21 protein-coding genes are annotated in these 23446 nt (G+C 72.7%); 13 read left to right on the top strand and 8 right to left on the bottom strand.

The window, feature by feature from the left end; translation table 11 throughout:
• Window position 1 precedes the first annotated feature (1 nt).
• Complete coding sequence (locus tag ACIRL2_RS39835; protein WP_395869174.1) at window positions 2-313, bottom strand: 4a-hydroxytetrahydrobiopterin dehydratase; 312 nt, start codon at window positions 311-313, stop codon at window positions 2-4.
• A 135-nt stretch (window positions 314-448) separates the two neighbouring features.
• Here ACIRL2_RS39835 and ACIRL2_RS39830 point away from each other — a divergent pair, with 135 nt between their 5' ends.
• Both ACIRL2_RS39830 and ACIRL2_RS39825 read left to right on the top strand, forming a co-directional pair.
• Window positions 449-1051, top strand: a complete 603-nt coding sequence (locus ACIRL2_RS39830) for a TetR/AcrR family transcriptional regulator (protein ID WP_395869172.1) — start codon at window positions 449-451, stop codon at window positions 1049-1051.
• Between the two features lie 51 nt (window positions 1052-1102).
• Window positions 1103-1792, top strand: a complete 690-nt coding sequence (locus ACIRL2_RS39825; RefSeq protein ID WP_402238985.1) for a hypothetical protein — start codon at window positions 1103-1105, stop codon at window positions 1790-1792.
• 57 nt (window positions 1793-1849) lie between these two features.
• Here ACIRL2_RS39825 and ACIRL2_RS39820 read toward each other — a convergent pair whose 3' ends face one another.
• From ACIRL2_RS39820 to ACIRL2_RS39810, 3 genes are all read right to left on the bottom strand, one after another.
• Window positions 1850-3307 carry a TerD family protein gene (locus ACIRL2_RS39820; protein ID WP_402238983.1) on the bottom strand — a complete coding sequence of 486 codons (1458 nt, stop codon included), beginning with the start codon at window positions 3305-3307 and terminating at the stop codon, window positions 1850-1852.
• A gap of 261 nt (window positions 3308-3568) precedes the next feature.
• Window positions 3569-3889, bottom strand: a complete 321-nt coding sequence (locus tag ACIRL2_RS39815; protein WP_395869167.1) for a DMT family transporter — start codon at window positions 3887-3889, stop codon at window positions 3569-3571.
• A complete protein-coding gene (locus ACIRL2_RS39810) occupies window positions 3889-4548 on the bottom strand; it encodes an FMN-dependent NADH-azoreductase (RefSeq protein WP_395869165.1) in 660 nt (219 codons plus the stop codon). Before ACIRL2_RS39810 ends, ACIRL2_RS39815 begins: the two co-directional genes overlap by 1 nt.
• 99 nt (window positions 4549-4647) lie before the next feature.
• Between ACIRL2_RS39810 and ACIRL2_RS39805 the strand changes: the two genes are divergently transcribed.
• A complete protein-coding gene (locus ACIRL2_RS39805; protein ID WP_395869163.1) occupies window positions 4648-5337 on the top strand; it encodes a TetR/AcrR family transcriptional regulator in 690 nt (229 codons plus the stop codon).
• A 75-nt stretch (window positions 5338-5412) separates the two neighbouring features.
• The gene (locus tag ACIRL2_RS39800; RefSeq protein ID WP_402238981.1) at window positions 5413-8418 is read left to right on the top strand and encodes an NACHT domain-containing protein; all 3006 of its coding nucleotides are present in this window, start codon (window positions 5413-5415) and stop codon (window positions 8416-8418) included.
• Between the two features lie 23 nt (window positions 8419-8441).
• On the opposite strand, the gene ACIRL2_RS39795 is transcribed toward ACIRL2_RS39800, so the two are convergent.
• Complete coding sequence (locus ACIRL2_RS39795) at window positions 8442-8777, bottom strand: glyoxalase superfamily protein (RefSeq protein ID WP_395869159.1); 336 nt, start codon at window positions 8775-8777, stop codon at window positions 8442-8444.
• Between the two features lie 165 nt (window positions 8778-8942).
• On the opposite strand from ACIRL2_RS39795, the gene ACIRL2_RS39790 reads away from it, so the two are divergent.
• Both ACIRL2_RS39790 and ACIRL2_RS39785 read left to right on the top strand, forming a co-directional pair.
• Window positions 8943-10322, top strand: coding sequence for an NADP-dependent succinic semialdehyde dehydrogenase (locus ACIRL2_RS39790; protein ID WP_395869157.1), 1380 nt, complete (start codon window positions 8943-8945; stop codon window positions 10320-10322).
• A gap of 17 nt (window positions 10323-10339) precedes the next feature.
• On the top strand, window positions 10340-10684 hold the full coding sequence (locus ACIRL2_RS39785) for a YkvA family protein (RefSeq protein ID WP_402238978.1): 345 nt from the start codon (window positions 10340-10342) through the stop codon (window positions 10682-10684).
• 13 nt (window positions 10685-10697) lie between these two features.
• On the opposite strand, the gene ACIRL2_RS39780 is transcribed toward ACIRL2_RS39785, so the two are convergent.
• The 3 genes from ACIRL2_RS39780 to ACIRL2_RS39770 form a co-directional block, all read right to left on the bottom strand.
• The gene (locus ACIRL2_RS39780) at window positions 10698-11579 is read right to left on the bottom strand and encodes an acyl-CoA thioesterase (RefSeq protein WP_395869153.1); all 882 of its coding nucleotides are present in this window, start codon (window positions 11577-11579) and stop codon (window positions 10698-10700) included.
• A gap of 16 nt (window positions 11580-11595) precedes the next feature.
• On the bottom strand, window positions 11596-13332 hold the full coding sequence (locus ACIRL2_RS39775) for a penicillin-binding transpeptidase domain-containing protein (protein ID WP_395869151.1): 1737 nt from the start codon (window positions 13330-13332) through the stop codon (window positions 11596-11598).
• A gap of 147 nt (window positions 13333-13479) precedes the next feature.
• Complete coding sequence (locus ACIRL2_RS39770; RefSeq protein ID WP_395869149.1) at window positions 13480-14022, bottom strand: hypothetical protein; 543 nt, start codon at window positions 14020-14022, stop codon at window positions 13480-13482.
• A 134-nt stretch (window positions 14023-14156) separates the two neighbouring features.
• On the opposite strand from ACIRL2_RS39770, the gene ACIRL2_RS39765 reads away from it, so the two are divergent.
• The 7 genes from ACIRL2_RS39765 (at window position 14157) to ACIRL2_RS39735 (ending at window position 23431) form a co-directional block, all read left to right on the top strand.
• Window positions 14157-15461: a DUF5685 family protein gene (locus ACIRL2_RS39765; RefSeq protein WP_395869147.1), complete on the top strand. Its 1305-nt coding sequence runs from the start codon at window positions 14157-14159 to the stop codon at window positions 15459-15461.
• A 328-nt stretch (window positions 15462-15789) separates the two neighbouring features.
• Window positions 15790-16599 (top strand): glycosyltransferase family 2 protein, encoded by an 810-nt coding sequence (locus tag ACIRL2_RS39760; RefSeq protein WP_395869145.1) that lies wholly within the window; start codon window positions 15790-15792, stop codon window positions 16597-16599.
• Complete coding sequence (locus ACIRL2_RS39755) at window positions 16596-18071, top strand: glycosyltransferase family 2 protein (protein ID WP_402238973.1); 1476 nt, start codon at window positions 16596-16598, stop codon at window positions 18069-18071. The genes ACIRL2_RS39760 and ACIRL2_RS39755 overlap by 4 nt, the downstream gene beginning before the upstream one ends.
• A complete protein-coding gene (locus ACIRL2_RS39750) occupies window positions 18068-19411 on the top strand; it encodes a hypothetical protein (RefSeq protein WP_402238971.1) in 1344 nt (447 codons plus the stop codon). Before ACIRL2_RS39755 ends, ACIRL2_RS39750 begins: the two co-directional genes overlap by 4 nt.
• On the top strand, window positions 19408-22254 hold the full coding sequence (locus ACIRL2_RS39745; protein WP_402238969.1) for a glycosyltransferase family 2 protein: 2847 nt from the start codon (window positions 19408-19410) through the stop codon (window positions 22252-22254). The genes ACIRL2_RS39750 and ACIRL2_RS39745 overlap by 4 nt, the downstream gene beginning before the upstream one ends.
• Window positions 22251-22595 (top strand): hypothetical protein, encoded by a 345-nt coding sequence (locus tag ACIRL2_RS39740; protein WP_402238966.1) that lies wholly within the window; start codon window positions 22251-22253, stop codon window positions 22593-22595. Before ACIRL2_RS39745 ends, ACIRL2_RS39740 begins: the two co-directional genes overlap by 4 nt.
• A complete protein-coding gene (locus tag ACIRL2_RS39735; protein ID WP_402238963.1) occupies window positions 22592-23431 on the top strand; it encodes a polysaccharide deacetylase family protein in 840 nt (279 codons plus the stop codon). Before ACIRL2_RS39740 ends, ACIRL2_RS39735 begins: the two co-directional genes overlap by 4 nt.
• The last annotated feature ends 15 nt before the right edge of the window (window positions 23432-23446 follow it).

The raw sequence follows: 23446 nt of genomic DNA, 5'->3' as shown, positions 1-23446 counted from the left end.
CTCAGTCCTTGAGGGCGGCCCCGTGGGCGGCGGCGAAGGATGCCACGCGGGTGGCGAACTCGACGTCGAGGGCGGTGATCCGGTCGCCCGCGTCGTGGGTGGTCAAGGCGAAGGACAGGGTGCCGTACAGAATGGTGATCCGGGCGTGGTGGTTCGCCTGGTCCTCGGAGGCGGCGACGGTCGCGTAGAAGGCGGGCACGTCCGCGCGGGCGCACGTGTAGGTCGCGGTCAACTCGCCGTCCACGACCCGCCAGCCCGGGAGGTCGGCGAGGGCCTTGGTCAGTTCGGCGTCGGTGAGCGGCTGGGGTGCCACGGTTGGGTCCTCTCGTCGGGGTGGGCGCTGCCTTCCGCCAGTATGGCGGCGCCGGTTCGCCGGACGCGGTATTGAACGACGTTCTAACATGGCGGCAGGCGAGGTCCGCCATCGAACGAACCAGGGGTGCTGAGCATGGCGGGGACACGGCGCAAGCGGCTGGAACAGCCCAGGGAGGTGGTGCTCCAGGCCGCGATGGACGCGATCGCCGAGCACGGCCTGGCCGCACTGACCATGGCGGGCCTGGGCAAGCGGATCGGAATCAGCGGCGGCCACGTCGCGTACTACTTCGGGTCCAAGGAACAACTGCTCGTGGAGACGCTGCGCTGGAGCGAGCTGGGCTTCGCGGAGCGCCGGCGGGCGCTGCTGACGGCGCCCGACCTCTCCGTCGCCGAACGGCTCGCCGGCTACATCGACCTCTACCTGCCCGACGAGCGCGCCGACTCGCGCTGGACGTTGTGGCTGGAGGTGTGGACGCGCTCGCTCGGCGACCCGGAGGTGCTGGCCGCGAGCACGGAGATCGAGGGGCCGTGGATGGCGGACCTGCGCGCGATGATCGGGCCGCACCCGGACCCGGACGGGTACGTGCTGCGCCTGCACGCGCTGCTGGACGGGCTGGCCACCCGGATCGTGATCGGCGCGCCCGGCCCCTCGCGGGCCGAGATAGTGCGTCAGGCGACCGAGTTCGCGGTCCGTGAGGCGTTTCCGGAATCGGGTGTAGACCACACGAACAGGTGATCGGCGGGCGAATCGCTCCCATTTCGCCGCGTTCGGCCGCATCGTGGGGGGATGACGTGGTGGCGCAACCCGAGGCAGCGGCTCGGGGTGATCTGTGCGGTCGTCGCGGTGCTGGTGATCGTCGGGCTGGTCCATCGGGACCGTGCGGAGCGCACCGGTTCGACGCCGGCCGAGGGCGCGCGTGTCGCGGCCACGGCGGCGGCGCCCGCCGAGTCGGCGCCGGCCCGGTCGACGACTCCGCCGGCGAAGCCGTCGTCGGTGCCCAAACATGTGCTGCCCGACCTGGTCGGCGCCGACTTCCAACAGGCGTGGGACGGCGCCCGGCGGGCCGGCTACCGGTTCGTCGCCTCGCACGACGCGGGCGGTCGCGGGCGCCGGCAGTTCGTCTTCAGCAACTGGAAGGTGTGCGACCAAAGTCCCGGGCCGGGGCCGCTGGCCACCGGACTCCGGGTCGACCTGGGCGTGGTCCGACACGACGAGAAGTGCCCGGCCGCTACCGCGCCGACCGCCGAACCCGAGGTGGTCGACGGCCGGATGCCCGACCTGAACGGCCGCAGCCTCACCGTCGTGCGCCGGGCCCTGCGCGGTGACACGCACGTCAAGGCGCGGGACCTGGGCGGGAGTCGGCTGGTGCTGATCGAGACGCACTGGCTGGTGTGCACCCAGCGGCCGGCCCAGGGAGCACCCGTCTCGGACTCGGTGGACGTGGGCGTGGTCAAGTACGGCGAGCACTGCCCGTGATCCCGCGCGGGTGGGCGGCGGCCCGTCCGTCCGCGTTCGTGGACCACCGAGCCTCGATCAGTGCCCGAGCGCCTCGCGGGCCGGGTTCACCAGCTTGTTCACCGTGCGCCCGTCGGCGAAGCGCCCGAGCGCCGTCATCGACCACGCCGGGCCCTCGCGAACCAGCTTGCACATCAGTACGGCCGTGCGCGGCTCGGTGGCGGACAGCTCGAAGCGGACCAACTCGGCGTTGGTGGTGTCGTCGACCAGGCGACAGAAGGCGTGGGAGACCTCGGTGAACTTCTGCCCCAGGAACGAGTTCACGGTGAACACGAGCCCGGTGACCCGGGCCGGGAGCGCGTCGAGCCGGACCACGATCGACTCGTCGTCGCCCTCGCCCTCGCCGGTCAGGTTGTCGCCGGAGTGCGCGATCGCGCCGTCGAGGCCGGACAGCTTCATGAACCACACGGTCACGACCTTCTTGCCCTGCGCGTCGAACGCGATGCAGGACGCGTCGAGGTCGATGCTGCTTCCGGCCTTCGCCGGATCCCAGCCCAGGCCCATCCGGATCCGGGTCAACGGCGGCGCATCGGTCTTGACCAGCGAGACCGTCTGATCCTTGCGCAGGCTGACCCGGCCCTTGTCGAGGTTGATCGGGCCGCCCGTTCGGGTTCCGCCGACCGGGAGCGGGGCGGTGCTCGCCGCGGTCGGAGCAGGCGTCGGGGCCGGGGCTGGGGGCGGGGGCGGCGGCAGAGGCGGGGCGGGTGCCGGAGCCGGGGTGGGCTGCACAGTCACCGGGCGGCGGGGGATCGGCGGCGGGATCGGGGCGGGCCTGGGCGGCTCGTGCGGCAACAGCGGGGCGGTCGGCGTCGCCGTCGTCGGAGGGGCCTCGGACGTCGGGGCCGGGGGACGCGTCGTGGCCTGGGTCGGAGGCGGCGTGTCCGCCGGCGACGGGGCCTGCGGTTGGGGCCGCGGGTGCGGCCGGGTCGGTGCGCCGACCGGTCCGGGCGCAGGGGTCGGCTCGTCGTCGACGGCGACACCGAAGTCGGTGGCGATGCCGGCGAGTCCGTTGGCGTAGCCCTGGCCGACCGCGCGCACCTTCCACGCGCCGCCGCGCCGGTACAACTCCAGCAGCACCAGCGCGGTCTCCCGGCCCAACCCGTTCGGCGTGAAGGTGACCAGCGCCTCGCCGGCTGTGTCGCGCACGGTCACGGCGGGCGGCACCGTCCCGCCGAAGGTGGCCGGAGCGCCGGGACCGCCGTCCAGGCTCAGCGCCACCACGATGGTCTGCACGTCCGCGGGCACCGCCGCGGTGTCCACCTGCACCGCCGCGGGTCGCCCCGGCTCACCCGACCGGAGCCGGACGCCGGGCCCGGTCGGCTGGTTGTAGAAGACGAAGTCGGCGTCCGAGCGCACCTTTCCGGACCCGGCGAGCAGCAGTGCCGAGACGTCCACGGACGCCTGGGAGGAGACCTCCACCAGCACGGCGGCCACCGCCAACGGGCAGTTGCCACCCTTCGCGAGGGTCACCGACATGCGCACTCCTCCGGTTCGCGGATCCGACCCGGGCCGGACGCCTCCGAGGTTACCGAGCGCGCGGGCCCGCCGCAGCGAGCCCGCGCGACTGGTCGACCCACCGACCCGCGCCCGCGATCGGCCCGGTCAGCGGCGGATCAGGCCCGGCGTCCGCGATGTGGGCTCGCTCCCGCATCCGCGCGCACTCGAGGAGCAACGCGCGCTCGCGCTTTACCCGTTCGGCCCGGTCCCGCTTCGTCGGCCCGCCGGCGTGGTCGCGGCTCACCCGGTCGAGGTCAGCCGGGCCAGCACCAGGCCGCCCACGATCAGCGCGAGCGCCGCGATGCGTCCGGCGCTGAGCGCGTCGTGCTGAACGGTGATGCCCAGCGTGATCGCGCCGACGGTGCCGATCCCGGTGAACGCCGCGTACGCCGTACCCACCGGCAGGTCGCGCATCGCGACCGACAGCAGGTAGACGGCCGTCGCGCCGAGCACGAAGCAGATCACCGTCGGCACCGGCTTGGTGAATCCCTCGGTGGGCTTGATGCTCTGCGACCACACGACCTCGACGAGGCCGGCTCCGAGCAGGATCAACCAGGCCATCAGTACCCCTCCACGAGTGAGCGTCCGAGCTCGGTGGCGCGGGTGAGCGCGTCCGCGTGCGAGGACAGGTGCAGGTCCCGGCGTTCGGCGAGCGCCGGGTCCACGAGCGAGTTGGTCAGTTCGGTACCGAGCACGATCGCGTCCGAGATCGCGTAGTGCCCGGTGAAGAAGTCGACGAGGTAGCGCGTCTGGTGGTCGAACGGCGCCCGGGGGGTGCCCGGCAGGTACGAGCCGCCGCGGGCCGAGGCGACCACGAATCGACGCGGCGCGAGCGACATCTTGGGGAAGGTGACCTGATCGATCCAGCTCTTGAGCTGGGCGGGAACGCCGAAGTTGTACATCGGCGCGCCGATCAGCACGACGTCCGCCGCGACCAGTTCGGCCAGCAGCGGCTCGACCACGTCCCACGCCTTGCGCTGCTCGGGGGTGCGGACCGCTCGCGGGTAGTCGGCGATCTCGGTGATGCCCTCGCGCAACATCGTGTCGCAGATCTCGGTCCAGGCCTGGTCGATCGGCGGCACCGGGCGCGCGGTCAGGTCGCGGTGGGTGTACTCGGCGTCCGGCCGGGCGCTCCGCCACGCGTCGGCGAATGCCGCGCCCAGGGTCCGGGAGAAGGAGTCGGCACGGGCGCTGGAGTCGAGGTGGAGAAGGTGCGGCATGGTTGCTCCCGAGGGTTAAGTGGACGGGTTGTCCGCTTCAGTGAGGGGACCGTAACAGCTAAGTGGACATGCTGTCCACTTGCTATTAGGGTGGGGATCATGACGAAACGCACCGACTTGCTCACGGGCCTCCCGGTCGCCGCGGACGGTGCGGCTCGGCCCCGGGAGCGTGCGGACGCCGCCCGGAACCGGGCCCGGGTCCTGGCCGCGGCCGAGGAACTGTTCGCGGCCGGCGATCCGGCCGAGGTCACCATGGAGGACATCGCCAAGGCGGCGGGCATCGGCCGCGGCACGCTGTATCGCCGCTATCCCGACCGGGCCTCGATCGCGCGCGCCCTGCTGGACGAGCACGAACACGCGCTGCAACACCGAATCCTGCGCGGCGCACCGCCGTTGGGCCCGGACGAGAACGATCCGGCCGAGCGCCTGGCGGCCTTCTACGCGGCGATGGTGGACCTACTGGAGCGGCACGTGCACCTGCTCCTGGGCGCGGAGACGGGCAGCGCGCGCTACCGGACCGGCGCGTACGGCTTCTGGTACACGCACGTGCGGATCCTGGCGGCGGAGCGCGCGGACCCCGAGGCGCTCGCCGACATGCTGCTCGCGCCGCTGGCACCGGAGGTGTACCGGCGACAGCGCGAACTGGGCATCTCGGTGGAGCGGATCAAGCGCGGGCTGGCGGAACTGGCCAGGGGGGTCTTGGCGGGGGACCGGGACCGATCACGAGCGGAGCCGGACGTCGACCCCGGATCGTCCGAGCACGATCGGGCACCGTCTCGGCCGGTCTGATCGCATATCCCCACTCGATCATCGCCGATCGCGACATACTCGAGTATCCGGTCGGCTCGGGAGGCGGGACGAGTGGTGGATCCGGTACAGGGACGCCTGTTGGCGACGGCGATCACGAGCACACTGCGGCGACTGACCTCGGCGCCCCCGGGCGCGCGACTGGTCGAAGCACCGGTTCGGATGGGTGGGCGAGTCGCGCGCCGCCGGGTACGCCGCGAGGTCGGCGCCGGCGACGTGGAACGACTGACGCGCACCCTGACCCGGCGACTGACCGATGTGGAAAGGGACTTCGCCAGACTGGAACCGGCGGACGGCGAACTGATCGTCGCGGCGGTGGTGGCCACGCTCGGCGACGCGGTCACCATGGACGACGTCCAGGCCGCGGGCCTGGACTCGAGCGTGCTGCGGTCGCGGTTGGCCGCCCGCGCGCAGGGGTCGGCGCAGTCCGGGACGCCGCTGTACGACGCGCTTCTGGGCGAGTGTTGTACGCACATCGTGGACTTCTTCACCAAGCAGCCCGAGTTCCTGGCCCGTACCGTGCTGGAACAGGCGGTCGGTCAGGCGGAGTTGCTGCGCCGGGTACCGGCGGAGGAGGACGTCGACGACACGTTCGACCGGCGCTACCGCGCGGGTCTGCGGGTCAGGCTGGATCAGGCCCGGCTGTTCGGGGTCACCGAACTCGACCCCCAGGACAGTACGTACGAGCTGACCACGGCCTACGTGAGCCTGGTCGTGCAGACCCGTCGCGAGCCCCGGCGGCGTTGGGACGACGACGGCGCGCAGGCGGACACCGCGCGCAGCCTGTTGGAGGACGCCCTCGCGCGCAGCGATCGCATGGTGATCGAGGGCGTGGCGGGATCCGGCAAGAGCACGCTGCTGCGCCGGCTCGCCGTGCACGTGGCCTCGGGGGATCTGCCCGCCCGACTGGCCTCCTGGACCGGCCGGGTGCCGTTCCTGCTGAAGCTGCGCGCCATGGTCGCGGACGATCGACTGGTGTTGCCCGCGCCGGCCGACTTCGTCGACGCCTCCGGGTCCACGCTCGGCGGCGAGCAGCCCACGGGCTGGGCGGCGCGCCGGATGCGCGACGGGCGGGCGGTGGTCTTCGTCGACGGCGTGGACGAACTGCCCGAGGGGCACCGGGCGGACGCGCTGGACTGGCTGGAACAGTTGTGCGTGGACTACCCCGACGCGGCCTACGTGGTGACCTCGCGACCGAGGGTGTTGTCCGAGCGGCGGCATCGGCGACTGCGCCGGGCGGGCTTTGTCGCGGGGGAGCTCCAAGCCATGTCGAGCGCGCAGGTCGCGCTGTTCGTGGACCGCTGGCATCGGGCCCAACTCGGTGAACCCGACGAACTGGCCGAGTGCGCCGAGCGGCTCAAGCACACCCTGGACAGCCGCCGGGACCTGGCCCGGCTCGGGACCAACCCCCTGCTGTGCGCGCTGATGTGCGCGCTGCATCGGTACGCGGACCAGGCCCTCCCGGAGGGCCGCACCGAGTTGTACCGCTCGGCCATGGCGATGCTGCTGGGTGGTCGCGAACGGGCCCGGCGGATCGGCACGAGTCGGGTCCGGCTCCAGCCGACCCAGGCGGAGAAGGTGCTGGCCGCCCTGGCGATGTGGATGACGCTCAACGGCCGCCGATCGATCACCCAACGGGTCGCGACGGCGTGCGTGGCCGACGTACTGGCCAGGTTTCGGCAGACCGTCGAACCGCCGTACACGGCCGAGGAGGTCCTGGCGAGTCTGGTCGCCCGGAGCGGGCTGCTCCAGGAACCCGAGCTCGGTGTCTTCGAGTTCGGCCACGCGAGCTTCCAGGACTACCTGGCGGCACTGGAGATCGTCCGGGCCGAACACCTGGACCACCTGATCAACCACGCGCACGATCCGCTCTACCACGACGTGTTGATCATGGCGGTCGGCCGAACCCAGGACGACCCGTCCCGGCAGCGGGAGTTGCTGGACGGCCTGATCGCGCGGGCGGAGGCGGACCCGGTGCACCGCGATCGGTTGTGGCTGCTGGGCGCGGCGTGTGTGTCGACGGCGGCGATGGTGGATCCCGAGCGGGCGGAGCGGTTCCGGGTCGAGACGTCCCGGCTGTTGCCCCCGCGAGACTGGGAGGGCGCGGAGAATCTGGCGGGTGTGGGGGAGTTCGTCCTGGACCTGCTCGCGGACCTGGTGCGGGGCCGGCGGGTCACGGACGAGGAGGCGCGCCACATCGTTCGTACGGTGACCAAGATCGCCGGGGACGCCACGATCCCCCTGCTGAGCTGCTTTCGTGATCGGGAGCCACCCGGGATCCGGCTGGCTCTGCTCGGGGCGTGGAGTGGGCTGACCGACCGGCAGGGCTACTACGAATCGGTGCTGAAGCACGTGGACTTCGGGGATTGCTGCGTTCGGGTTCCCGACCTGCGGGGCCTGGAGGCGATGGCGGGCAGGACCGATGTCAGGACCATCCTGCTGCCCGCCGAGACGACGGAGATTCCGTCCCGAGCCCTCGCCGCCTTGCCGCGGCTCGATTTCCTGGGCATCAACGGCACGCGCGTCACGGACCTGCGACCGTTGGCGGAACTGCCAGGGGTGCACCGGTTGTGGCTCGGCGTGGAGCACCTGTCCCAGCCGAGCGCGTGGGATCTGTGTCCGTGGCTCACGCATCTCGACTTCACCGACGAGCAACTGGAGGATCTTCGGTCCCTGCCCGGCCTTCCGCGGCTGCGCGGTCTCAACCTGGGCGGCACGCGGATCACCGACCTGTCCGCGCTGGTGAGGCACCCCGATCTCGACTGCCTCGACATCATGGGCGCTCCGGTCACCGAACTGGGCCCGCTGAGCGGGTTGCCCGCTCTGAGGCAGGTGTTCGCCGACGGATCCGGTGTGTCGGATCTGACCCCGCTGGCCGGCCTGCCACACCTCGCCTACGTGGGCGTCTCCAGGGCCCCCGTGACCGACCTGACCCCCCTGATCGACCTTCCGGCCCTGACCTGGCTGCGCATCGACGAATCCCAGCGTCGGCATCTCGGCACCCTCGCCGGGCATGTCGACAGCGGCCGGATCAAGCTACTCGTCGGTAGATCGGCCGGCTGACCCGCTCGGCTTCCGGGTCGGCCTCACTCCTCCTTCGGCGTGCCCAACCGCAGCCGATTGCCGTCCGGGTCGCTCAGGTGAACCTCCCGGGCCCACGGCGCCTCCTCGACCGGGACGCCGAATTCCCGGGCCACCTCGTCGATGTCGGCGACCCGGAGGTAGACCAGCGTGTCCGGCGTCGCGTCGCCGGTGTGCTCGCTGAGGAAGAGGTGCACATCGCCCCTGGCGATGTCGACGAAGGCGGGGAGATCGGGTTCGAAGCGGTGTTCCCATTCCCGGACGAAGCCCAGCCGGGCGTACCAGGTGACGGACTCGGCCGCGTCGGCCACGCGCAGGATCGGGATGGCTTGTTCCTTCATGGCGGGCATGCTGCCAGGCCGCGGTGACAAGCGGCGGGCGCACCGGGCCGAACGGGGTGTTGTGTCAGCCGGTGCGCTGTGGGTAACGGGTCGAGCGGGGGCGCGCCGATCGGGTTCGGCGTGCGCCGCCCTCGCCTTTCGCATCCGCCGTATCTGGAGGCTCTCATGGCCATCGCGTCCGTCAATCCGGCGACCGGGGAGACGCTCGAGGAGTTCGCCGAGCTGGGTGAACGCGAGATCGAGGCGCGCGTGGCGCGGTCCGACGAGGTGTTCCGGGCGCACCGGCGGGATTCGTACGACGTGCGCGCCGCGGCCATGCGTCGGGCCGCGGACCTGCTCGACGCGGAGAAGTCCGACGTCGCGGCGGTGATGACCGCGGAGATGGGCAAGACGCTCGCCGCCGCCGAGGCGGAGGTGGTCAAGTGCGCCCGGCTGTGTCGGTTCTACGCCGAGCGGGCGGCGGGGTTCCTGGCCGACGAGCCGGCCGACGCCGGCGCGGTCGGGGCGCGGCGGGCGTACGTACGCTACGAGCCGCTCGGTCCGGTGCTGGCCGTGATGCCGTGGAACTTCCCGCTCTGGCAGGCCATGCGCTTCGCCGCGCCCGCGCTGATGGCGGGCAACACCGGCCTGCTCAAGCACGCGTCGAACGTGCCGCGGACCGCGCTGTACATGGGCGAGCTGTTCACCCGGGCCGGCTTCCCCGAGGGTGCCTTCCAGACCCTGTTGATCGGGTCCAAGCTGGTCGAGCGGGTGTTGTCCGATCCGCGTGTGGTGGCCGCGACGCTGACCGGCAGCGAGGGTGCCGGTCGCTCGATCGCGGCGATCGCCGGCCGCGAGCTGAAGAAGACGGTGCTCGAACTGGGCGGCTCGGACCCGTTCCTGGTGCTGCCCTCCGCCGACATCGAGGCCGCCGCGAAGACCGCCACCAAGGCGCGCACCCAGAACAACGGGCAGAGCTGCATCGCGGCCAAACGGTTCATCGTGCACACCGACGTGTACGACGCGTTCGCCGAGGCCTTCACCGCGCACATGGCCGCGCTGCGGGTCGGCGACCCGACCGCCGAGGGCACCGACGTGGGCCCGCTCGCCCAGGAGCAGGGCGTACTCGATGTCAGCGCCCAGGTAGAGGACGCCAAGGCCAAGGGTGCGCGGGTGTTGTGCGGCGGCGAGCGGCCGGCCGGTCCCGGCTGGTATTACCCGCCGACCGTGGTCGCCGAGCTCACCCCGAACATGCGGATGTACCGCGAGGAGGTGTTCGGCCCGGTCGCCGGGCTGTACCGGGTCGCCGACCTGGACGAGGCGATCGACCTCGCCAACGCGACCCCGTTCGGCCTCGGTGCCAACGCCTGGACCGAGGACGAGGCCGAACAGGAGCGCTGCGCGGCCGAGTTGGAGGCCGGCGCGGTGTTCGTGAACGGCATGGTCACGTCCTACCCCGAGCTGCCCTTCGGCGGGATCAAGACCAGCGGGTACGGGCGCGAACTCGCCCGGGAGGGAATCCGCGAGTTCTGCAACGCGAAGACGGTCTGGGTGGGCGGCGCCTGACGGGGCAGACGACCCACGTGGACACCTGGGTGTGGATCGTGCTCGGCGTCGCGGCGGTCGTCTTCGTCGTGACGCTCGTGATCGTGGTCGTGTTGGTCCGCAGGCTGCTGCGGACCTGGCGGCTGGTGCGGGGGCCGGACGCGACCACGCGCGACCGGGCGCTGTTCCTCGGTGCGCTGATCTACGCGATCAGCCCGGTGGACCTGCTGCCCGACCCGATCCTGATCGACGACATCGCGGTGCTGCTGTACGCGCTGCGCGAGCTCGGCCGGGTGGGCGGGGTCCGCGCGGGCGCGCGACTGGGCGTGGACGCGCTCACCCGGCCGAACCGCGGCCCGGCCGGAAAACCCACGCCGCCGTGACCGACCCGTGCCGCTACCGCTGGCGGATCACCGCTTCCTGGACGACCGAGGCCACCAGTACGCCGTCGTGGTTGTAGAACTCGCCCATGGCCAGCCCGCGCGCGTCCTGGGCGGACGGCGAGGCCTGGGCGAACAGCAGCCACTCGTCGGCGCGGAACGGGCGCAGGAACCACACCGCGTGGTCCAGCGAGGCCATCTGGAGCTTGGCCGGATTCGTGATGTACGGCCGGGCCGCGGTGCCGGCCAGGGTCAGGTCGGACATGTAGGTCAGTCCGCACACGTGCAGCAGCGGGTCGTCCGGCAACTGCTTGGCGGCGCGCATCCACACCCGCTGGTGCGGGATGCCGTCGACGATGTGGGTGCCCGGCGACTTGTCCTCCGGGACGAAGCGCAGGTCCATCAGCAGCCGGGTCTGCGACTCCTCGTAGTGCGCGCGCTCCTCGGCGGACAACTTCTCGTACGGGTCCGGCAGGTCCTCCGGGAGCGGCACGTCCGGCATCGCGCGACGGTGCTCCGGGGTCTCCTCGGCCACCTTGAAGGACGCCGAAAGGGTGAAGATCGCCGCGCCGTGCTGTACACCGGTCACGCGCCGGGTCGCGAACGAGCGCCCGTCCCGGACCCGATCGACCTGGTACACGATCGGCGCGGTGGTGCTGCCGGGCCGCAGGAAGTAGCTGTGCAACGAGTGCACGTGTCGGTCCGGGACCACCGTGCGGCCCGCCGCCACCAGGGCCTGTGCGGCGACCTGGCCGCCGAAGGCGCGCAGCGGCGCGCCGGCGTGGCACCAGCCCCGGAAGATGTTCTCCTCGATCTGCTCCAGGCGCAGCAGGTCGAGGAAGGTCTCGGCCCGGCCAGGGCCCTCGTCGGCAAGATCGTGTTCGGTCACGCTGCCCATGATGGACTACGGCCGCTCAGCCCGTCGCACCCAGGAACGACTTCACGATCGGCCCGGCCGACCGGCCGCCGGTGATGCCGCCCTCGACCCAGACCGCGACCGCGATGTCGCCTCGGTAGGCGACCATCCAGCCGTTGTTCGGCTTGCCGCCGCCGACCTCGGCGGTACCGGTCTTCGCGCCCACGTCGCCGCCGAGCCCGCCGAGCGAGTCGCGCGCGGTGCCCTCGGTGACCACCGAGCGCATCAGCGTGCGCAGTTGGCCGCTCACCGCGGGCGAGAGCTCGCGCGGCGCCCGCCACAGGCCCTCCTGGTCCGGCAGCAGATGCGGCTGGCGGAAGGCGCCGGACTTCGCGGTGGCGACCACCGAGGCCATCGTGAGCGGGTTCATCTGCACCTGGCCCTGGCCGATCATGTTCGCGGCCTTCATGGTGTCGTCCGACGCGGCGGGCACCCGGCCGTCGAACGAGACGATCCCGGTCTTCCAGTCGCCGCCGATGCCGAAGCAGTCGTGCGCGACGGTGGACAGGTCCGCGCCGCTGAGCTTGGCCGACAGGTTCGCCATCGTGGTGTTGCAGGACTGCGCGAACGCGACCTTGAAGGTGCCCTCGGGGAACGAACGACCCTCGGAGTTGGTGAACCGCATGCCGCCCGCGTTCGCCGACTCGGGACAACCGACCTTGTCGTCCGGGCCGACCACGCCCTTGCTCAGCAGCGTCGCCGCGGTGACGATCTTCAGCGTCGAGCCGGGCGGGGTGGTGCCCAGGAAGGCGTTGTTCGGCCCGCCCGCCGGGTTGTTCGCGACGGCGAGGATCTCGCCGGTGCCGATCCGCACCGCCGCGAGCGAGGTGGTCCGCGACTCGCCCTTGACCGCCCGCTCGGCCGCCGCCTGCAACTTCGCGTCCAGCGTGGTCCGCACGCCACCGTCCGAGGGCGGCGCGGTTTGCACCTCGCCGACCGTGCCGAGCTGCTTGAGCGAGGTCTTCGAGGTCGCGTCGACCAACAGCACCGTGCCGCCGGGCACGGCCTGCTCGGCGGGCCGGGCCTTGCTCGCCAGGCCGGTCCGGATCGCGGCGAGGGAGGGATTCTCCGCCGCCGACAACACCGAGCCGTCCTTCGCGCGCAGCACCTCGCCGCCGACACCGTCCTGGTTGGGCACGAACTCGAGCCGGGTGGTCGCGGTCAGCTCCGGATGCAGCGCGGTCGGCGCCCAGTCGACCAGGTGGCCCCCGCCCGGCGTCCTGGCCACGGTGAGGGTGCCGGTGTAGGTCCACTCGCCCGCGTGGTTCAGGGTCAGCCGTGCCTCGAACGGCACCGGCACACTTTTGTCGGGCCGTTCGGGTTGTGCCTCGCCCACGGTGAGCCGGCGAGCGCTCACCCGGAGCCCGTCGTTCAGACCCACCAGCGCCGCGCCCGCCGCCGTCGGGTCGGTGGTGAGGGCGCCGGCGCCGGTCCAGTTGCCGGCCTGCCACTCGCCGAGGAAGCGTCGTGCGGCGTTGCGTGGACTGCGCTCGACGGCGCCGGCCGACGCGGACGCCGATCCGGACGCCGAGGAGGCCGAGGACGGGTCGTCCTGCCGGAGGAACGAGTAGGCCCCGTAACCGGTGCCGATCACCAGTAACAGGGCCAGTACCAGGAACACCCAGCCGTGTTTGCGCCGGTCCCCGTCCTCGTGGTCGTGCCGGTCTTCGTAGTCGTCGTATCCGCCGTACTCGCCGTACTCGCGGTCATTCCGGTCGTGCTCCGCGTCGCGCATGTCCACCCCCACCCGGTGCCGCCGATCCCCTCGGCGGGACCGCGAGTGTACGAGGCAGCCAAAGAGTCGGTGTGCCCAGGGGGCCTTGTGGTGACGCGAGGAAAGATCATTTGTTCGAATGATCTTGGGGATCGCGCGGCGCGCGGATCACCGCACGAGCAGCTCGGCCAGCCGCCCGGTGAGGTCGTCCGCCCGGGCGCCCATCACCCGGAACGACTCGATCGGCTCGCCCATCGGGTCGTCGAGTTCGTCGGCGGGTCGGGCCATCCGGTTCGCCGGTCGCAGGTCGTCCACCCGGGCCACCCAGTCGGCGAGCGGCAGTTCGCCGCGTGGACCGAACTTCTCGCCCAACCGGACGAGTTCGCCGAGCAGGAAGGCGCGCGGCAGGGCGTCGGCGGCGAGCGCCTCGATGGCCCACTGGTGTTCGCGCGTCATACCGATCACCACGTCGGCGGTACGCAGCAGGTCGACGGTGAGCTTGCGGCTGCGGTGCGCACCCGGGTCGATCCCGTGCTCGACCAGCACCAGTGTGCTGTTGTCCGCCATCGGCCGGGCATTCCAGTCGATGGTGCCCGCCGAGGACACCTCGGCCGACAGCGCCGAGCCGGTCAGTCGGTGCCGCAGCATCGCCTCGACCACGGGGGAGCGACAGATGTTCCCGCTACAGACGACCAGTATCGATGCAGTCACGCGGCGGATCCTAAGCGGCCGCGGGTTGTCCGGCCGGCCCCACCCCGGCCCGGAACCCGAACGGGGCTGACGGGTGATCAGTAGGCTGATTCGCCTGTGGGGACCGGAACGGCGCAGGGAAATGGGGCGAGGGGTTGTTCGGGATCATCCGGCCGTGCCGGCACCGACTGACGGAGAAGTTGCAGAGCGAGTGGATGGCGCACCTGTGCGGCATGTGTCTCGCGTTGCGGGACGACCACGGGCAGGCGGCGCGGATCGCCACCAACTACGACGGGTTGATCATCTCGGTCCTGGTCGAGGGGCAGTCCGCGCGACCCGCGGCGGAGGGCCGACGCAAGGCCGGTCCGTGCCCGCTGCGCGCGATGCGCCGGGCCGAGGTCGCGATGGGCGAGGGTGCCCGATTGGCCGGCGCGGTGTCGCTGGTGCTCGCGTCGGCGAAGATGCGCGACCACGTCGACGACGGCGACGGGGTGTACAAGCGGCGCGTGGTGGCGGGCGGCGCGCGCCGGGTCGCCGAGCGCTGGGCCCGCCAGGGTGCGGACGCCGCGTCGGACGTGGGCTTCGACACGGCCGTGATGGTCGAGGCGGTGGACCGGCAGGTCGAGGTCGAGGCGCTGGCCGGGCCGGGCGTGTCCGTGCTGACCGTGACCGAGCCCACCGAGACCGCGACCGCCGCCGCGTTCGCGCACACCGCGCTGCTGGCCGAACGGCCGGACAACGCCGAGTCGTTGGCCGAGGCGGGCCGGTTGTTCGGTCGGCTCGCGCACCTGCTCGACGCGGTGGAGGACATCCACGCCGACCGCGCGGCCGGGGCCTGGAACCCGCTGCTCGCCACTGGTACCGGGCCGGACGAGGCGCACCGGTTGTGTCGCGACGCGGCCACCGGGATCAGACTCGCCCTGGCCGAGGTCGACTTCGTCGACGGCGTGCTCGCCCACCGGCTGCTGGTACACGAGGTCGACGAGGCGATCGACCGGTCCTTCCGGCACGCGGGCTTCCCGGTCGAGTCGCCGTCGTGTTCGGTCGGCGGCAAGCACGGCAACGGCTGCGCCAAGCACTCCGAGCGGCCCGAACGACGCCTGGCCGCCCGACCCGAGGGCTCGTGGCCGAATCAGCAACCGCCCTACCCGCAACCGCCGCATCAGCAGCCGCCCGGCAGCCCGTACGACCCGAACAGCCCGTGGGGTCCGCCCGGTGGTCCGACCCCGCCGCCTCCGCCGCCCGGCGGCCACAACGTGTTCGTCGCGTGCGCGATCTGGGCCGGGCTGTGCTGCACGTGCCAGTGGTGCTGCCGCGAGACGTTCGAGGATCCGTGCACCGGCCGGGAGCGACAAGGGTGTTGCCACAAGTGCGACTGCGGGGACTGCTGCGACGGTTGTGACTGCTGTAGCAACTGCTGTGAATGCGGCGAATGTTGCTCGTGCGACTGCTCGTGTTGATCGGCTCTTGCCGTTCGGGTGTGTCGGACGCCCGCCATCGCGTGCGGCAACACCCCGACACGCGCGAAGAGTCGCCGAACGGCGAGGGGGACAAGGGTCGGAAAACCGCAAAAGGTCACCGAACTGGCATTCGACGGTAAAAACGCCCAACCGTAACGTCTTGGCAAAGCATCTTCGGTCCGATTGACCCTGCTTTCGCCGCCCAACCACGATCAGCGATGACCGGGTGTCGTGCCATCGGCACCCGGCGTCACCGATCTCGGGCCGGTTTCGCCGGCCCGATGCCGTGTGCCCCCGGGGGTGCGCGGCAGACGGGAGGGGGCCGGTCATGCACGATACGACGCACACGGCACACGCGACACGTCCGTTGCCCCGGATCGCCGAACTGCCCGGCGGCACCCCGCTGCGCGCCGGGCAGTCGGTACCGGACCCGGTGCCGCGCGACCGGGTCAGCCTGGTCGTGCCGGCCCGCAACGAAGCGCGCAACCTGCCCTGGGTGCTCCAGCAGATACCCGAAGGCGTCGACGAGGTCCTGCTGATCGACGGGGACTCCACCGACGCCACCTCGCTGATCACCCGCCGCTATCTGCCCGCGGCCCGGGTCATCCCACAGTCCGGCCCCGGCAAGGGCAGCGCGCTGCGGACCGGATTCCGACACGCCACCGGCGACATCATCGTCACCATCGACGCCGACGGCAGCATGTCGCCGCAGGAGATCCCGCACTACGTGCACTTCCTGACCAACGGCTACGACTTCGTCAAGGGCTCCCGGTTCGTCGGCGGCGGCGGATCGCTCGACCTGACCACGCTGCGCAGCCTGGGCAACCACGCGCTGATGGCGCTGGTGAGCCGGCTCTACGGCTACCGACTGACCGATCTGTGCTACGGATTCTGCGCGTTCCGGCGGTGCTTTCTGGAGCACCTCGACCTGCGCTCGACCGGCTTCGAGATCGAGGCCGAGATGATCGTCCGCGCGCTTCGTGCCGGGCTGCGCATCGCCGAGGTGCCCAGCCTCGAACTCCCGCGCCGTAGCGGCCGATCCAACCTCAACGCACTGCGCGACGGACAGCGCGTGCTGCGCACCGTGCTGCGTGAGCACGGCGGCGCGCGTCCGGTCCGCCCGAGGGAGGACGCTTGACCCCGCGACCCGAACCTGAGCCCGGCCGGCCCGGCCCCAATCCGCTGCCGCTGATCCCGAGGCAGCGCCCGGCCGAGCGGAACGATCCGACGTCCGACCCGGAGCCGGCCGCCGAGCCGACCCCCGTGTTCATCCCGCGCCCGGCCGCACCGCGCCGCTCGGCCGCCGACCCCGGACAACGGCCCGCCGACCCGAGCCATCTCGTACACGTGCGGGTGCTCGACGTGACCGCCGGCGCCGTGCCGCGTCTGAGCACTCCCGACGGCCGGCCGGCCGACTGCCCCGCCGGCGCGGTGCTCGCGCTGGTCCGGCACCACGGCACACCCGTGGGCCTGCTGGAACTCGACCTGCCCGGGGGCGTTCCGGGCGGGGCCGACCCCTTGGGTGTCGACGTGCCCGGCGCGGCCCTGGATCGCCTGATCGCCGCGGCCGGCGCCCGATTCGGTGCTCCCGCCGCGCCCGACCACGCCCCCGAACCGCCCGGACGCCGCGAGACACCGCGCGTCAGTGTGATCGTGGCGACCCGGGAGCGGCCCGAACTGCTCGCCGCGTGCCTGCGCACCCTGCTGTGGCAGACCTATCCCGACCTCGAACTGATCGTGGTGGACAACGCGCCCACCACCGACCGCACCGCGCGCGTGGTCCGCGGCGGTTGCGCGGGCCTGGTGCGCTACGTCCGCGAACCCCGTGCCGGCCTGGCGCTCGCGCACAACCGCGGCATCGCCGCCGCCACCGGCGAACTGCTCGCGTTCACCGACGACGACGTCCTGGCCGACCCCGGCTGGGTGGCCGGCCTGGTCGCCGGCTTCACCCGAGCGGGCCGGCCCGCGTGCGTGACCGGGCTGATCCTGCCCGCCGAACTGCGCACTCCCGCACAGCTGATGCTGCACCACCACGCGGGCTACGCCAAGGGATTCGACCCGGTGCTGTACGACGCCCAGGCGCCGCCGGCGGATCCGCTCTTCCCGTTCACCGCCGGACGCTTCGGCTCCGGCGCCAACATGGCCTTTCGGGCCGACACGCTGCGCGCGATGGGCGGCTTCGACCCGGCGACCGGGGTCGGCACACCCGCGCGCGGCGGCGACGACCTGCTCGCGTTCTTCCGCACCATCGTGCGCGGCCACCGGATCGGCTACGAACCCGGCGCGCTGATCTGGCACCGGCACCGGACCGATCCTGCCGCGGTGGCGCACCAGGTGCGCGGGTACGGCACCGGCCTGGGCGCCTACCTGACCGCCGCCGTACTGCGCGAACCCCGCGCCCTCGGCGCGCTCGTCCGCCGGGTGCCGGGCGGCCTGCGGTACGCACTGAGCCGCACCCGCGCGCCCGGCCGTCCCGAAGTCCCCTGGCCCGCCCGCCTGGCCGGGCTGGAGCGCCGCGCGCTGGCCGCCGGCCCGCTCGCCTACCTGCACGCGCGCGTTCGCGTGCATGGCGTGCGCCCGCCGTGGGAACACCCGGAGCGGGCCCGGTGACGCAGGCCCAACTCCGTCGGCCGATCCGCCCGAGGGTGGACCCGCTGCTGCGCAACGGCCATGTGCTGACCGTCGGTTCGCTGGTCACCTCGGCGTTCGGAGCGGGTTACTGGGCGCTGGCCACCCGGTGGTACGGCGACGCGACGGTGGGCCGCAGCTATGCCGCCGTGTCCGCGCTCATGTTGCTGTCGGGGCTCGGCCAACTCGGGCTGGGCAACGTACTCGTGCGCTTCCTGCCGCAGGCGGGCCGGGACCGGCGCGCGCTGATCCGGGCCGCCTACGCCGCCGCGTTCGGCGCCACGCTGGTGGCGGGGCTGGGCTTCCTCGCGCTGATCCCGGTGTGTGCGCCCGGCCTGGGCTTCCTGCGCGAACCGGCGGCGGGCTGCTGCTTCGTGGCGACCACCGTGGCGTACGCGCTGTTCGCGCTCCAGGACGGCGCGCTCACCGGACTGCGCCGGCCGGGCCTGGTGGTGGGCAAGAACAGCGGCTTCGCCATCGCCAAGATCGCATTCGTCGCCGCGTTGGCCGGCCTGCTGCCCACCCTCGGGATCCTGATCTCCTGGACGCTCGCACTGGTGACCACCCTGGTCGTGGTGGACGGTTGGCTGTTCGCGCGATTGTTGCCGGCCCGGCGACGCGAGCCGGCGGAGCCGGGAGCCGGGTTCGGCGAAGCGGGCGCGGACCCGGCTTCGGACCCGGGTGCGGGCGGCAGGGTGCCGTCCGGGCGTTCGATCGTGCGCTACGCCGGGTCCGACTACCTCGGTACGTTGTGCTGGTCGGCCGCCACCACGTTGCCGCCGATCATCGTGTTGGAGCATGCCGGCGCTCGGGAGAGTGCCTACTTCTCGCTCGCGTGGGTGGTCGCCAACACGCTCTACCTGATCAGTCTCAACATGGGCGCGTCCCTGTTGGTCGAAGCGGCCGGCGACAGTGCCGGCCCGGCCGCCGGGTGTCGGCGGGTGCTTCGGCATACCGGAGCGCTGCTCGCGCTTGCGATCACCGCTCTCGTTGTCGGAGCACCGCTCGTGCTGCGTGTGTTCGGCCCGGGCTACGCCCGGAACGGGTCCACGCTCCTGCAACTGCTGGCCCTGTCCGCGCTCCCGTACCTGGTGGTGTCCACCGCGATCAGCGCATGCCGCGTGCTCGGACGGATGCGTGTCGTGGTCGCCATCCAGGCCGGCCTCGCGACGGCCGTACTGACCCTGACCGTGGTCCTGTTGCCCGTCCTGGGCGTACTCGGCGCCGGCGTCGCATGGCTGGCCGCGCAGACCGCGACCGCGCTCGCCCTGCTGACCGCCCGCCGGGTCTGGCTGCCCACCACTCCCGGGAGGCCCGCATGACGGAGACCCCACCGCGAACCAGGCGCCTGGCCTGGGTCGCCATCCGGGCCGAGGAGGCGGCCGTACGCCGGGCCCGGGCGGCGAGCGCCCGCCACGCCGTCCCGCCGGCGGACCGCACACCCCCAAGGCCCACCCTGACGGTGATCGTCTGCGCCTACACGATGGACCGCTGGGACGATCTGACCGCGGCGCTCGCCTCGATCCGGGCCCAGGACGAGCCACCCGCCGAGACCATCCTGGTCGCCGACCACTGCCACGAACTCGCCGGCCGCGCGGCCCGCGAGTTCCCCGACGTCACCGTGCTGCGCAACCGGGGCCGGCGCGGCCTCTCCGGGGCCCGCAACACCGGCGTCGAGGGCGCGCACGGCGACATCGTGGCCTTCCTCGACGACGACGCGACGGCCGAACCCGACTGGACGATGCGCCTGCTGGACGGCTACGCCGACCCGAACGTGCTCGGCGTCGGGGGCCGGATCCAGCCGAGCTGGGACACCGGACGCCCGGCCTGGTTCCCCGCCGAGTTCGACTGGGTGGTCGGCTGCACCTATCGCGGCATGCCCGAACACGCCGCGCCGGTGCGCAACCTGATCGGCGCCAACATGTCCTTCCGGCGCAGCGTCCTGCTCGGCGTCGGCGGCTTCCGCACCGACCTGGGCCGGGTCGGTACCCGCCCGCAGGGCTGCGAGGAGACCGAGCTGTGCATCCGCGCCGCGGCCCGGCACCGCGGTGGCAGGATCGGCTACGAACCGGCCGCCGTGGTCCGCCACCGTGTTCCCGCCGCGCGCACCACCTGGCGCTACTTCCGGGCGCGTTGCTGGGCCGAGGGGCTGTCCAAGGCGGCGGTCAGCCGACACGCCGGCACCGGCACCGCGCTCGCGTCCGAGCGTTCCTACCTGGCCTCGACCATCCCGCGCGCCCTGGTCCGTCCGTTCGCGCCGGACGCCGCACCGCCCAAGGCCACCATCCCGGCCCTGGTCCTGGGTGTGCTCACCACCGCGCTCGGCTACGCGACCGGGCGGCTGCGCGGACTGGGCCAAGACCCGCCACCCACCGCGCCGGCGCTCGCCTTCCGCGCGTTCGGCCTGCTCGCGCTGCCGATCGCGGCACTGCTGTGGGTGCTCGCGGTGCGGATGCCCGTCGCGGTGGACCGGATGGGCGGTCTCGGCCTGCTGGACGTGCTGCCCACCCTGTACTGGTGCGCGCTTGCCCTGCTCACGGCCGGCTTCGCGGCGACGCTGCTCGATCGGGCCGCCCGGACACCGCGGTACGCGCTGTACACCTGCGCCCTGGTGACCATGCTGCACGCGACGCCCGCCGTGCTCTACGAGCACCTGCGCTACGCGTGGGCCTGGAAGCACGTCGAGGTGGTCGACCAGTTCCTGCGCACCGGTGAAACCCTGCCGAACGCGGGCGAGTTGGCGCCCTACCACCAGTGGCCGGGCTTCTTCGCCGAGGCCGCCGCGGCGGTCGAGGCGATCGGCGCGCCGGACGCGCTGACCATGGCCGCGTGGTCGCCGCTCGCCTTCGACCTGCTGCTGATCGGCCCGTTGGTCCTGCTGTACCGCACGTTCACCCGCAATCGGCGGATCCTGTGGGCGGCGGTGTGGATCTACTTCGGCACCGCGTGGGTCGGTCAGGACTATTTCGCGCCGCAGACCTTCGCGTTCGTGCTCTACGTGACGATTCTGGCGCTGGTCCTGGACCGTGATCGGCGCCCGCCGGTCACTCTCGGACTGTGTGCGCCGCTCGTACTCGCGGTGGTGACGGCGCATCAACTCACCCCGCCGATGCTCGCGGTCGCGGCCGGCGCGCTGGCCTGCTCCCGCGCGCACCGCCCGGTCGCGTTGCCGCTGCTCGGCTTCACCGCGGTCGCCGTGCTCGGCTGGAACCTGACCGTCGCCCGGCCCTTTCTGTTCGAGCAATTCGGCTCCTCCTGGGCCCAGTTCGGCGACTTCCAGGCCAACGCGCACGCCGGGATGGTGAATCTGGGCACCGCCGAACCGGGACAGGTGCTGGTCGCCAGGGTGGACCGCGCGCTGACCGCCGGGGTCGTGCTGCTCGCCGCCGCCGCGCTGATCCGCTGCCCGCGGCTGCGCCGTTCGCCCGCCACGCTGCTGGCGATCGCGCCGCTACCGCTGCTGGCGGCCGGAGCGTACGGCGGCGAGATCATCTTCCGGGTCTACCTGTTCGCGCTGCCGGCGGTCGCGTTTTTGATCGCCTCGTGGTTGGCACCGCTGTTCGGCGACCGGGGCCGGCCGCGTCCGCGCGCGGTCCTGCTGCCGGTGGTGTTCGCGCTGCTGCTCACCGGATTCGTCTTCGGCTACTACGGCAAGGAGCGGCAGAACCACTTCGTCGACGGCGAGATCGCGGCCCGGCGGTGGCTGGCGTCGGTGTCCGCGCCCGGCGACCTGATCGTCGCGGCGACCAACAACTTCCCCGGCGCCTACGCCGACTACGAGAGGCAGCAGCACCGTTGGTTCGCGATGGAGACCCCGGCCCTGCGCGAGGGCGTCGTCCGCGATCCGGTCGCCGGGTTGACCGCGCTGGCCGACGAGTACCCGGGCAGCACCGCGTACCTGTTCCTGACCGCGGGGCAGCGGGCCGAGTGCGACCAGACCGGACTGCTGCCGGCCGGCGCGCTGGACCGGATGGACCACACGCTCTCCACCGCGCCGCGCTTCACGGTGCTCCTGCGCGACCGGGACGCGGTGATCTACCGGATCGACCCGGGCACGACGCCGCAGCGGGCCGTGGCACCGCAGGCCGCGCCGCCGTCGCAGGCCGCGCCGCCGTCCTTCGCCCCGGCCCGAAGCGCCCCGGTCCGAAGCGGCCCCGCCCGGTGACCCGCCCGATCCACGCGGTGTTGCCCGCCGCGGCCGGCTGGCTCGCGTTCGGGGCGCTGGAACTGCCCGCCGAACACCCGCTGCGGGTGCTCGTGGTGGTCGCGTTCCTCGCGCTCGGACCCGGCTACGCGGTGGCCGGCGACGGTACGACCACGCTCGCCACGGCGGTGACCTCGGTCGCCGGCAGCGCCGCGCTGGGCGCGTTGACCGCCGAGGCGTACCTGCTCGCCGGCGCCTTCTCCGCTCCCCGCGTGCTCGGCACGCTCGCGGGCCTGACCACCACCGCGGCGCTGATCCGCGCCGTCGCGTACACCCACGCGTCCCGAAGGGAATTCCGATGAGATCCGAGACCGCGGTTCCGGTGCTGCTCTACCACTGCGTGCGCGACGATCCGCCGCCGTGGATCGCGCCGTTCACGATCGGCCCGGGCGAGTTCGGCCGGCAACTCGACCGGGTGCTGGCCAGCGGCCGGGTCCCGGTGGGCCTGGACCGCTTCACCGAGGCCCTGCACGGCGGACGCGACCTGCCCCGACACAGCGTGCTGATCACTTTCGACGACGGATACGCCGACTTCGCCCGGTACGCGCTGCCGCAACTGGTCGAGCGGAACCTGCCCGCGACGCTGTACGTGACCACCGACGCGCTGTGGCCCACCCTGCGGCCACCGCTGCCGCCCGCCGCGATGCTCACCTGGGACGGCCTGCGCCGGATCGTCGACGCGCCGGGCCTGACCATCGGCGCGCACGGCTGCACACACCGCGAGCTCGACACCCTGCCGATCGAGCAGATGCACCGCGAGATCACCGATTCGCGGGAGCGACTCGAAACCGAACTCGAGCGCCCGATCACCTCGTTCGCCTACCCGTTCGGTTACAACAACGCCGCCGTGCGCGAGGCGGTCCGGCACGCGGGCTTTCGCACCGCGATGGCCGTGCGCGACGCGCACAGCTCGCGTGCGGACGACCCCTGGCGGATCTCCCGACTGCTGGTGCGCGCGGACACCGACGCGGCCCGCCTGGACGCCTGGCTGGCCGGCTCCGGCACGCGGGTCGCGCCGTTCCGGGACGGACTGCCCACGCTGGGCTGGCGGGCCTGGCGGCAGACCCGGGCGCGCTGGCGCGGACACCCCGACCCCTGGCAGGCACACCGCGACCCGGTGGTCGGCCGGAACCGGTGACCCGGTGACCGGCCC

It is taken from the genome of Embleya sp. NPDC127516 (assembly GCF_044765325.1).
In the GTDB taxonomy this organism is placed as follows: domain Bacteria; phylum Actinomycetota; class Actinomycetes; order Streptomycetales; family Streptomycetaceae; genus Embleya.
This window is presented reverse-complemented; position numbering and strand designations above follow the sequence as displayed.